The sequence below is a fragment of the Microcoleus vaginatus HSN003 genome, from assembly GCF_022701255.1.
Classification (GTDB): domain Bacteria; phylum Cyanobacteriota; class Cyanobacteriia; order Cyanobacteriales; family Microcoleaceae; genus Microcoleus; species Microcoleus vaginatus_B.
Map to the genome: position 1 here is coordinate 5,859,769 of NZ_CP031705.1, position 12,193 is coordinate 5,871,961.

The following is a 12,193-nucleotide window of genomic DNA, read 5'->3' on the forward strand; positions in this document are numbered from 1 at the left end:
ACGTATCTTTTTTTAATTTTAGCGATTAGGGCTCAGTTATAGTTAGCGATCGGTGGCGTGCGATCGAGAAATCGGCACAATCCTTTAGTGGGAAGGGGTTGGGGCGGTCATTTGTGGGAATTGTGGCGGGGGTGCGATCGGATTTCCGATCCAAGGGCGATCGATGTTGAGGAAGCGGACATCAATAAACGTTAAATGTTGTTATGTGGCGATCGTATCATTGCGATAACTTCCATCGCTCGATCGCCGCTGACACTAGGAAAAAGGTCTAGAAACTCCGCAGGGCGAATCACCCGCTTCGAGATCATCAAGCAGAGTCTTCATCGGGAGGCGAGTAGCGATAAAGACAGGAGTCGCCCCTAAAATGTCGGGGTCGCTATGAACGATAGGTAGTGTGGGGTTGATATAAAAATCTTCGGGAGTCATGAATCTGATGACGGTGGGCGATCGTCCAATTCTACTAAAGCTACTTTTACACAGGCGCGAACAGCACTCCAATCACGTTCGGATAAATGCCCAATCAAAATCAGGTTGGCAGAAGGCGGTAAAGTAAGAATGAAACTGCGGAAAACAGATACAATTCTCAAACCTGCGGATGCCCAATCTTGCAGAGTATAGTCAGTAGAGCCAAGATTTGTTGTCTGGGTAGTGATTAACCCAACTATGAAATCAGGGCGGTTTCTATGATAAGTAGTCGAGGACAAAACCACAACTGGGCGACGTTTAACACCTGTGACACCTGGAAAATCTACTGTTACTACATCACCAGGATTGAATTTCACTCATCCATCTCCTCACTCTCCGGGAAAAGTGTAGCTGCGTATTGCAAAGAAAAGGTAGTTACATCGAAACAATCTTCCTCACTCCAGGTATCACTTTGTTCGACGACAGCGACATTATGCTGTGATAACTCGTTGAGGATCAGAGTTGCCAAGCGTAACCGCTCCGTTGGTGACAAAGTGTGGACAACTTGAATATAGATTTCTTGAGCAGTAGTCGGCATAAAAAATCCTCCTGCCTTCAATTGTAACCTAAACAGGCGTCCCGATCGGAAGATCCCCTTTATCTCAGATCGTTAGAAGAGTTATATCCACTACATACTAAATTACTCAAATTTTAATCACCCAACCACGGTGATACATTCCATACAAAATTAACCACCAAAATAATACCGCAGTCACGGCAAACGCTAGGGAACCATTCAGCGGCCCAGCCCACGGCAAAAACCAGTTCTCGTAAATCCAAGTGTAGGTACTTGGAGGACTTTCGCCGCTGCCAATATGGGTTTTTAGGAGAATTCTGGCGACAATACCGGAAGCAACAAACAGAAAAATAGCATTCAATCCCATGATTTCAAACAATCTCCCCCATTTCCAATTCCGCACTTCAATTGTTTCGTAGCAAGCTGCTAGCAATAGCAAGGCCCAACCAGCAGTAAAAACTACATAAGAACTTGTCCAAAGTTGTTTGTTGAGCGGAAATAAAAATCCCCACAAACGGCCGATTACTACGCAACGGAACCCCCAGATTGCTAAGTTGATACTGGTGCGGGTTTTGATTTGCTGCACGCGCAGCCATTCTCCTGTAAAGTAGCCTGTGAGGACTGTGACAATTGCGGGTAAGGTACTCAACAATCCTTCGGGGTCGAAGGGGCCGCCTTTGTACAGGTGTTGGCTACCGAGAATTAGCCGATCGACATATCCTCCTAAATTTCCTTCTGGCGTGAGTTCGCCGGCAGTGTACCCCCCTACAGCAAATACGGTTAATGCCGCCCAATAGCCCAAAAGCACGGCAACAGCGAGCAGTTTTTGATTGCGGGGGGAAAGGTTGATAATGGCGATCGCACTGATGAAATAAGCTAAGCCGATGCGCTGCAATACTCCCATGATGCGGATTTTACCGAAGTTTTCCACTGGGGCGCTGTTGAGAAGTACGTCAAGGGCGATCGAAGATGTATTTAGCAGCAATCCTAATATAAATAGAATCGCGGCGCGGCGAGCAATTCGCCAGTAAATATTTGAAGAAGGAAGAAGGAAGAAGGAAGAAGGAAGATGGTTTTTAGCAGATTCTGATTTTTCCTTGGTTTGTGGAATTTTTGAGGTTTCTCTTCCGGTTTTTGGATAATTTTGAATATATTTAGGCAGCGAAAAAGACATCGCGCAGCCAACGATGAATAAGAAAAATGGAAATATTAAGTCTGTGGGGGTGCAGCCGTGCCATTCTGCGTGCTTTAGCGGTGGATACACCTGTTCCCAACTACCGGGGTTGTTGACGAGAATCATCGAGGCGATCGCAATTCCGCGAAAAACATCAAGGGATTTTAAGCGCATGGGGAAGAAGGGAGAAGGAAGAGGGAACAGGAAAGACAGAACAACTCCTAATTACCAATTATTAAGTACCCATTACCCTTTAGCTAAATTTCAATGCCTTCGAGAGTCATAATGACTGCATTCTTCATCAACATATCGCAGCGTTCTGCATAAAAAGATGCTGCCTTATCATACTTGTTGATTTGTAAAACGCGCAAAAACATTTGCCTTGCTTGCGCGAATTGCTGTTGGTAGTGAAAAAAAATTCCCTGTTCAAAATAAGTTTGAGTTTGTGCTTTTAGTTCGATCATTGTAGCCGAGTCGCCATCGTAAATTTCAAATACAGCCACAGGTGTTTGTTTTCCTTTTACTTGAACGCGATCGAGAAATCGGCACTTGTAATTTTGGGGGTCGTCGATCCGGCACAAAGTTTGAACGCTGGCTACAATACCAACTCCATAAAGCTTTGTCAATCCTTCTACGCGGGCGGCTAAATTCACAGCATCGGAAATTACCGTACTTTCCATCCGTTCCGCTTCGCCAATAGTACCCAACATTAAAGTTCCCGTATGCAAACCAATCCCTATCGAAATAGCTTGATATCCGCTATTTTGCCTGTGTTTGTTATAAATTTTAACTTGCTGCTGCATCTCGATTGCTGCTTGCACAGCATCTTCAGGCTGGTTAGGAAACAAAGCCATAATCCCGTCACCAATATATTTATCTATAAAACCGTTGTACTCGCGGATAACTGGGCCAACTCGGCTTAAGTAAGAGTTAAGAAATTCAAAGTTTTCTCGGGGAGACATACTTTCTGACAGACTTGTAAATGAGCGAATGTCGGCAAACATAATCGTCATTTCTGCTTGTACAGAGTCTCCTAGTCTGGCATCAACGATGCTTTCTCTTTTGAGAAATTTCAAAAATTCACGGGGTACAAAACGGGCAGATGCAGCGGCAATTTTTTCTAGTTCACTTTTGCTGGATTCGATTTGATTAAGTGATCTAAATGCTCTCAGTGCGGTGACTACTGTGGTAAATAACTTTTTGTTAGTAAGTTCTGTTTTGGTTTTGTAATCATTGATATCATAGCTGACAATTACTACATCTTCTGGTACTTGTCCGGGCTGTCCAGTGCGTAAAATAATCCGCACTACTTGATTATTTAAAATATCGCGGATGTATTTAACTACTTCCAAGCCTGCTTCTTCTGTTTCCATCACTACATCAAGTAAAATTAATGCTATGTCGTAATTATTTTGAATTATTTCTTTAGCTTCTTTTCCTGAGTAAGCGCTGATAAAGGTTATACTTTTTCCTTCAAATTTAAAATCGTTTAACGCTAGTTTAGTAATATTGTGAATTTCTATTTCATCATCTACAATTAATATTTTCCAACTTTCTTCTAGCGGTTTTTCTTCCGCCTCGTCTTCCTCGGCAAATATTAATTCATCGTCCCCCGCCGCGATTAATTCCTCATCGCCCGCAGCCAACAGGTTTTTACTAGCTTCTGACATATATCGTTCTCCTATATAAAACTTATATCCATGTTGGCGGTCTAATAACTAAGTGCTCATTTTAGCGGGAAATTCAATCATAAATCTTGTGCCTTTATTTACTTGACTTGTACAGCTAATTGTGCCTTTTAGTTTTTGAGTAACAAGGTTATAAATAATGTGCAGTCCCAATCCCGTGCCTCCCTGACCTCTTTTGGTGGTAAAAAACGGTTCAAAAATTTTACTGAGATTTTCTGGGTCAATTCCTTTGCCGTTATCGGCATATTCAAATATTAGCCGATCGCCCTCTAGTTTGAAATCAAAAGCCAGAACGCCTTCGTCTTCTCCATCGTAGGCGTGAATTAGGGAATTCAACACCAGATTTGTCACAATTTGACACACTACGCCAGGGTAACTGTCCACTACAATATTTTCATCACACTTAATCTCTATTTTGTGCTTAGTTCTTCTTAGTTTGGCTGTTAAGGATGTCAAAATTTCCTCTAGATAGTTTTTAACATTAAACGGGCGTTTTAACTCGCTCGACTGATCTACAGCTACTTCTTTAAAACTGTGAATCAAGTCGGCTGCCCGCGTGAGGTTAGATAAGATCATATTACTGCTTTGCACGGCGGTATCCAGAAACTTTTCTAACTCGGAACGTTTTATTTGGCCGTTACTGTAAACCTCAAAAAACTTGGTGGCTTTTTCAGCAAGCAGGGAGGCGGCGGTGATGCCGATGCCGATGGGAGTATTGATTTCGTGGGCAACACCTGCAACCAACCCTCCGAGGGCGGCCATTTTTTCCGATTCTACCAGTTTATTTTGAGCCGATTTTAAGTCTTCTAAAGTTTGGGAGAGTTCGGAGGTACGCTGCTGTACTAAACTTTCTAGATTCTGATTGAATTGGTGCAAGTTGTCGTAAAGTTGAGCGTTTTCGATCGAGATAGAAATTTGAGAAGACAGCAGTTTTAATATTTCTAACCTGTCTTGTGTAAAAGCGCCTGTAGTCAGATTGTTTTCTAAATATAGAAGGCCAGTGAGTTGGCCTTGATTAATTAACGGAGTGCAAAGAATTGATTTAGGTTGAACGGCCATGATATAGGGTGTGCGAGTAAATTGTCCTTCGCGGCTGGCATCGTTTAAAACTATACTTTCCTGGGTGCGGGCGACGTAATTCACAACAGCAACGGCCAGCAAAGTTACTTCTTGATCGTCGGGTACAAAATCTATGGGAATTGATTGCATGACAGCAACGCGATCGACATCTACAGATCCTGATGCTTCAATCACCCATTGACCATCTTTTTCTAGTATTAAAAAGCCTCTTTGCCCCCCGGCATTTTCAATAACAATTTTCATCATTTTTGCCAGCAGTTTGTCTAAAACTATTTCGCCGGCTAAGGTTTGCGATGCTTTAACTGCTGTGGTCAAGTCTAGCACGCCTGCACTATCGTTCGTAGTGGAAGTGCTGCTGGTAGATTGGTGAGTTTCGATATTAGTTGAAATCGAGCCTAAAGTTAGCAAGTGGGAGTATTTTGATTCTAAATGTGCTGCTTTGGCTGTTGCTCCCCATCGCTGATAGCAATAACGCGCTTCTGTTAAGTAAGTTTTGGAATTTTTTTCTCGTCCTATGGATAGATAAAAGGCTCCGGCCAATTCTGCTGCTAGTGCTTGTACCTGTATGTATCCGTTTTCTTGGGCTCCTTCAATTGCGCGATCGTAATATTCCATTGCTTTCACAATATCCCCCAAAACACGTGCTTTTTCTGCTGTAAGTAAGTCGCATTTGTGCTGAAGATTCATGGGTGCAGACAGCGCTTTATGTTGCATTTTTTTCCGGTTACTGACAGCGTAAAAAATATGCTCTTCTTGTTCCTCATTGGTGGCAAAGGGATAGGCTGCTAGGCGGGCTAGAGAATCGTAAAACTGGTATTCGGAAACATTAATAAAGCTTGCAACTCCGTCTAAATATACTTCGGCTTGCGCTGCATTTTCTAGCGCTGTAGCGATATCACCAAATAAATACGCTAGTATTAATTTTTGCAAATAAAAGTGCTGTAGTCCCACCCGATCGTTAGCTTTCAACAGCAGCGACAACAATTTTTCTTCGCTATATTCTTCACCTAATATAAGGTGGGGACTTTCCAATTTTCCCATCAATTGCAAAATAGTTTGCCGATCTATTTGATTCCAAGTCAATACAGTTTCTTGCTTGAGTTGAAACAGCAAATGGTTGTAACTTACCATTCTCCGTTCCACTTGTGGCAATTCTTGACCGATGAAATACAAAGACTGACAAATATTTACGGCTGAATATCCGACACATTCTAAATCCCCATTTTCTAGCGCACTTTGATAGGCGTCCTCTAATAGCGGCAAAGAGTCTTTAACGTGATGCTTGCCGTTCATCAAAATAAATGCTACTAAATTAAGCGTTTTGCTTTTGAATTCTAACGCATTTAATTTATCGCTCAAATTTAAAGCTAATTGACCGAAGCGATCGCCCGATTCAATATCTCTAACTATTCCTTTTAAAATTGCTCCGTAATTAGCATAACCGAAGGCAGAAAAAGTAGAATTTCCGTAATTAATAGATAAATTAACTTGTTCGCACACAATTAGTGGCAGCAGCCCAGGTTCAACTATAAATGTAGCTGAAAACATACTGGAAAGCACGCGCATAGTTGCCAATTTATGAGGATTTGTCATCATTGGCAAGTTAATTAAATCTTCTATTTTTTTTTCGGTTAAATAAGCTGCGGTTTTAGCTAGTGCTTGCTGAATGTGCAGGGGAATAGGCAATTCGGGAAAGTTTATCCCTAACATTTTTAGTGCTTCGCGACCAATTTTTACCGATTCTTGGAGTTTGGTTTGCATCGCACAAGCTATGATTCTGATTTCAAAAACTTTGATTTTGTCTAGTTCATTTTTTGCGTGTTGCAGAACAATTTCAGCCCATTTTTCCATTGGCTCAAAGTCGGTATTGAGGTAAGCAGCTTCTGCTGCTGACTCGTAGAGTGCAAGAGTCAAGTCGTAGTCAGTTTGCCAACTTCCGGGAGGAAGGAGTTCAATACCTGCGGTTAAATATTTGAGGGCAAGTTCGTAAGCTGCACTTGCTTTTGCTTTGCGACCTGCCATTAAATTTAATTGGCATAATTGAAATTTTTCTAATTGGCTGCTGATGATGGGTTGGGCTAAATTTAGTTGGTTGACGGTATCAAAAATATGCTCTTCTAATTGCTCGGGCGGTGCATTTTGTATCAGAATGTGACCAATTTTAAGATGTATTTCTTGTTTCTGATAAGCGGATATTAAAGCATAAGCTGCTTGTTGCACTCGCTCATGCAAAAATTTGTAAGTGACCCTAGGAACATCAGCCACGGGTAGAGACAATTCATCGGTAAAGTCTCTAGATATTGTGTCAGTTATTTCTGTGCTTGCTGCTAGGGCGAACGGAATTTTGTAGGCGTTATTCACGAGCAAAATCAGACCGGACTGAATTGCCTCACCGAGGTCGGTTGCTGCCGACTCCAGAGGCTTTTCGGCGATGGTCGAGAGAATTTCTAAATCAAATGTGTTACCGATACAAGCGGCTAATTTGAGCAGTTCCTGCGTATTATGTGAAAGTTTTTGAATATTATTTATCATTAATTCGACAACATTGTCAGTTATTGCCATTTCTTGTATTTGTTCGATATCCCACTGCCACTCGCCTGTGATTTGGCATTTTTTTACAATACGCTCTGAGATTGGTTGGGCTAAGTCAGAAAGGTTGGGTTCAGCTAGCTCGACCAAATTAGGCGAGGGTGAATATTTAAATTGGAGCAAACTTTTTGAACTCAGAAATTTTATTAATTGAGTTAAAAAGAATGGATTTCCACCAGTTTTTTGAAAAAGCAGTTGTGCTAAACTTAGGGATTTTTCTGGGGCGCAATTCAAAGTATCGGCAACGAATTGGTTGACGCTGCTTATATCTAAAGGTGAAAGGGCGATCGCACTTACAGTGCCGCCTGCTTTTTTAATGGCTTCGGCGGTCAGCATTACGGGGTGATTGGCATTTACTTCCTGCTCTCTATAAGCGCCAATTATTAATAAATATTGAGTTTCGAGGTCAGTTGCTAGCAGTTCTATTAACTTGAGAGATGCTGAATCGGCCCATTGCAAGTCGTCGAGGAAAATTACTAAGGGGTGTTCTTTTTGAGCAAAGACGCGGATGAAGTTTTGAAATACTAAATTAAAGCGATTTTGGGATTCATTGGCTCCTAAATCTGGCACAGCGGGCTGTGGCCCGACAATCAGTTCTACTTCGGGAATAGCTTCAATAATTACTTGGCAGTTGCCGCCGAGTGCCTTTAAAATTTTTTGTTTCCAAATATGGATTTCTGTGGCATTTTCTGTGAAAATTTGCCGCAACAAATCTTGAAAAGCTTGGAGCAAAAAAGCGTAGGGAATATCGCGCTTAAATTGCTCAAATTTGCTGTCAATAAAATACCCATTCTCCAGCCGAATCGGCTTGTAAACTTCATATACTAAGGACGATTTCCCCACACCTGCACCACCAGAAATCAGCACGATTTCTGTATTGCCTCGCCTCATCCGCTGGAAGATACTGAGAAGCATATTAACTTCTGTTTCTCGCCCGTAAAATTTTTGGGAAATTTGCAGGTGACTTGACTGATCTTGTTCGCCGAGGGTTATGTGGGAAATTTCGCCTGTAGTTCGCAGTTGATCGAGGCAATTTTTTAAGTCGTACAAAAGTCCCAAAGCACTTTGATATCTGTCTTCTGCCGTTTTTGCTAAGAGTTTTATGACGATATCGGAAACGACTTGAGGAATCTCCTTGGTTCCTACTTGATTGATTCTGTCTTCGATGGTTCTGCTTTCTACTTTCTGCTTTCTGTTTTCACAGGGAGAAACTGGCGTTTTGGCAATATGGCAGTGTACTAATTCCATGGGATCGATCGCCTGAAAAGGCAATTCGCCACACAGCATTTCATAAAAGGTGACGCCTAAAGAATAAAAATCGGTGCGGTAGTCGATCGCCCGATTCATGCGTCCCGTTTGTTCAGGAGACATATAGGCGAGAGTGCCTTCGAGTAAATGGGGATGGCTGGGGGCAGGGTTTTCGCCCGGTAGCAGGGAGGCGATCGCAAAATCAGCAATTTTGACATCTCCTGTCTCGATATTGACAATAATATTGCTGGGTTTAATATCTTTGTGGATGATGTGGTGTTCGTGGAGTTGCCCAATAGTTTCTGCTAGTTTGATGGCAATATGCAAAAATTGTTTTAACTCTAGCTGGTTGTTACTGAGAAAGTCTTTTAGGGAAATGCCACCAAAATCTTCTAAAACTAAAACAGGAAAGTGATTGTATGTTTCTATTTTGTAAAGCTTGACTATTCCGGGCAAATTCAAATTTTTAAGAATTTCGGCTTCGTGCAGAAGTTGGGAGATTTGCCCTGGGGTAGGGTATGGCGGCGTGAGAGTTTTGAGGATAACGGGTTTTTCTTCCTCAAGCTGCATCCCTCGATAAATAACTGTGTGAGGGTTGGTATAAAGTTCTTCGTCAATGTGGTATTCAGGGAGAGAAAGCATGATATTTGGGGGTAATTTGAAAGAGCCGGATAGACAATTTTAAATATTAGATAGAGAAGGATTTATCACATAAGGCCTTGGATCTGACCTACAGTTGCATTCTTTTTTGCCACAAGTATTATTAAGTAAGTGGAAATACACATCACCGAGCGAGTGGGGTTTTTACGGCAGTAAACTGACTGCTATTATATAGCTGAGCTAAAACCCTCCCTAAAGAGTTTTGCTATATCCTTTTTTGTCGCTTATTTACTTATCTATATTTTAGTCTTCAAAAAATCAGAAGTTGCCTTTTGCGATCGCGCTAGTGCCAAAATAAACGGGTGCGTGCAACTCAACAGCTAAAATCAAAAAACAATCATGCAGAATATAACTGCCTCAAATCCAGCTAAGGCGACCGATCGCGCTTTTGACACCGCAGACATTCAATTGCTGGTAGTGGATATAGACGGCACGATCGCAGGTTTGTCAAATGACATCCGAGAACCAGTCAAGCAGGCAATTTTGGCTGCCGAGTCGCGGGGAGTGAAAGTGGCCGTCGCTACGGGCAGAATGTACCGCTCAGCTTTGCGTTTTCACCGCGACATCGGCTCAACATTGCCACTCATTTGCTACCAGGGCGCATGGATTCAAGATCACGCTACTCAAAAACGGCTGCGGCACTTGCCACTGTCGAAACAAACTGCTCTGCAACTGTTAGATTATTTTGAAGAACCGCATTTGCGACCCCTCCTTTCGATCCATTTCTACATTGACGACCAACTTTACGTGCCGGAAATTACCGCAGCTACCCGAATTTATGGCGAACGATCGGGCATTGAACCAATTGTGATTAAAGATTTGCGGCGAGATCTTCCGGGGGAACCGACGAAAGTTTTGGCTTTGTGCGAGAATCCGGGGGTACTCGACGGCTTGCTCAGCAGTATGCGACAGCGCTACACGCCTGCGGAGCTTTATTTGACTCAATCGGTTGCTACTTTTTTTGAAGCTACGCATCCTTCGGCAAATAAGGGAGATGCGGTGCAGTATTTAGCGGAGGAACTTTTAGGTTTGCAGGCGGCGAATGTGATGGCGATCGGCGACAATTTTAATGATGTAGAAATGATTGGCTACGCGGGTGTGGGCGTGGCAATGGGCAATGCTCCTGATGCGGTGAAGGCTGCTGCTGATTGGGTGGCGCCGGATGTGGAGGAAGACGGGGTGGCGGCTGCGATCGAACAATTTGTTTTGGGCGATCGTTGATATTTGTAGCACCAATAACGCAGGGGCGGGTTTAGGGACATTTGGAAAAAATGTATATCAACCCGCCCCGACCCAGCGACAATTTATTATTATATAACTGTGTAGTTTTGAGTTCTATGCAATCAAATTTTGATTATAAAAAAAATCCACACTTTCGGATTTTTCGAGATCAAGTGCAGTCAATTACTTTTTTTGCAACATCCGAATATTTATTTAACGAACCGCGAAGACGCTAAGAACGCGAAGGAAGAAATGAAGAAGGCGGGGCGGGCTTACAGATCTTCTGGATGTGAATTATAGATAATTTCAAACTCTTAAAAGTGGGTTCCCACAGAAAAAGCACCGACGACTGGCCGTGTTTCGTCTCGGTGCTTTTTCTGGTTCGCTCCTCACACGTCCATCAATATAGCTGACTCAGTAAATTGTGTCAATACTTTTTACAAAAATTGTTTTATGAGTCGGCTGCTGCCGGGATGCTGGTGCGGTGGAGCGAGGCTGAACCTGTGTAATGCAGGGGTTTTGGTCGATCGCCCAAGGGTTGGATTGAGCAGAAAAATTTTACTTCAATTCCAGCAGCCAGTCCAAAATCAGAGCGTTGACTTCACTCGGCCGCTCGTCGTGGGGACAGTGGCCTGTGTTGGGAATGGAAACAAATTTCACTGGTTTATCGTTGGCGGCCAATTGTTGATAAATTTGGCTGCCGGCGATTGGCGTCCAGGGGTCGTCTGCGCCCCAAAGTACCAATAACGGACGATCGACTTTGGGCAGCAGTTCTGACGGTTGAGGGCCTGGAGGGGCTGTCAGAATCGAGGCAAACACCTGTTGAGCTCCGGGCTCGCACGAGGGGGCGTGGAGGAGTTCTACGAGTTCGTCGGTGATGGCTTCGCGGTTCCCGTAGACTTGGCGCAGGGTGTTGCGGATGCGGTGTTTTTGGCGGATGTTGTTGAACATAAATGGGCCGATCAGGGGCGATCGAACTAATTTAGTAAAAGTCCCCATCACTACTCGCAGCGGGAAATTCAGTTCGTCGGGCCGGTGGTTGAGTCCGCCAGCACAGTTGATTAAGACTGCGCCGGCTGATATTTCTGGATGGTTGGCGACTACCATCAAACTCAGCAAAGCGCCGATCGAATTCCCGACAAATACCGCCGGTTCCTGTACCAGATCCGCCCAGAAATCAGTCAGCAATTCTTCCCACAATTCCAGAGTGTAATCTAGGGCTGGTTTGGCGGAAGCACCGAATCCCAACAAGTCCAGCGCAAATACGCGATAGCCGCCGGCTGCTAGTGGGGGGATATTTTGTCGCCAATGTCCGATCGAAGCCCCAAATCCGTGAATCAAGATCAGAGGGCGGCCGGTTCCTTGGACGGTATATTGGATTTTGTGACCTTTCCAAGTCCAAATTAGCTTTTCAAAACTGGTTGCAGATACTAGCTGTTGTGCTGTCACGGCTCTTAATGTAAATTTTCGTTAACTTCTTTGATCATACCAGCACAATCCCTCTAAGGGCGGCCTCGGCGCAACGCCCCACAAGAACATTGAACAAATAGT

At 43.5% G+C, this 12,193-nt stretch carries 9 protein-coding genes; 2 read left to right on the forward strand and 7 right to left on the reverse strand.

The window, feature by feature from the left end; all coding sequences use genetic code 11:
• The first annotated feature begins 57 nt into the window (after positions 1–57).
• Entirely contained in the window at positions 58–195 is a 138-nt protein-coding gene (locus D0A37_RS25230; RefSeq protein ID WP_242718604.1) for a hypothetical protein, read from the forward strand.
• Between the two features lie 60 nt (positions 196–255).
• Here the strand turns inward: D0A37_RS25230 and D0A37_RS29580 are convergent, their stop codons facing one another.
• The 6 genes from D0A37_RS29580 to D0A37_RS25255 form a co-directional block, all read right to left on the reverse strand.
• Positions 256–426, reverse strand: coding sequence for a DUF433 domain-containing protein (locus D0A37_RS29580; RefSeq protein ID WP_445242444.1), 171 nt, complete (start codon positions 424–426; stop codon positions 256–258).
• Entirely contained in the window at positions 423–782 is a 360-nt protein-coding gene (locus D0A37_RS25235) for a type II toxin-antitoxin system PemK/MazF family toxin (RefSeq protein WP_242718606.1), read from the reverse strand. Before D0A37_RS25235 ends, D0A37_RS29580 begins: the two co-directional genes overlap by 4 nt.
• Positions 779–1,003: a hypothetical protein gene (locus D0A37_RS25240; RefSeq protein ID WP_242718608.1), complete on the reverse strand. Its 225-nt coding sequence runs from the start codon at positions 1,001–1,003 to the stop codon at positions 779–781. The genes D0A37_RS25235 and D0A37_RS25240 overlap by 4 nt, the downstream gene beginning before the upstream one ends.
• A 106-nt stretch (positions 1,004–1,109) precedes the next feature.
• Positions 1,110–2,330, reverse strand: a complete 1,221-nt coding sequence (locus tag D0A37_RS25245; RefSeq protein ID WP_242718610.1) for an acyltransferase family protein — start codon at positions 2,328–2,330, stop codon at positions 1,110–1,112.
• An 83-nt stretch (positions 2,331–2,413) separates the two neighbouring features.
• Positions 2,414–3,826: an adenylate/guanylate cyclase domain-containing protein gene (locus tag D0A37_RS25250; RefSeq protein ID WP_242718612.1), complete on the reverse strand. Its 1,413-nt coding sequence runs from the start codon at positions 3,824–3,826 to the stop codon at positions 2,414–2,416.
• A gap of 48 nt (positions 3,827–3,874) precedes the next feature.
• Complete coding sequence (locus tag D0A37_RS25255) at positions 3,875–9,403, reverse strand: trifunctional serine/threonine-protein kinase/ATP-binding protein/sensor histidine kinase (RefSeq protein WP_242718614.1); 5,529 nt, start codon at positions 9,401–9,403, stop codon at positions 3,875–3,877.
• 357 nt (positions 9,404–9,760) lie between these two features.
• On the opposite strand from D0A37_RS25255, the gene D0A37_RS25260 reads away from it, so the two are divergent.
• Positions 9,761–10,642, forward strand: a complete 882-nt coding sequence (locus D0A37_RS25260; protein ID WP_242718616.1) for a Cof-type HAD-IIB family hydrolase — start codon at positions 9,761–9,763, stop codon at positions 10,640–10,642.
• Positions 10,643–11,200: 558 nt separating this feature from the next.
• On the opposite strand, the gene D0A37_RS25265 is transcribed toward D0A37_RS25260, so the two are convergent.
• A complete protein-coding gene (locus D0A37_RS25265) occupies positions 11,201–12,091 on the reverse strand; it encodes an alpha/beta fold hydrolase (RefSeq protein WP_242718618.1) in 891 nt (296 codons plus the stop codon).
• Positions 12,092–12,193 lie beyond the last annotated feature (102 nt).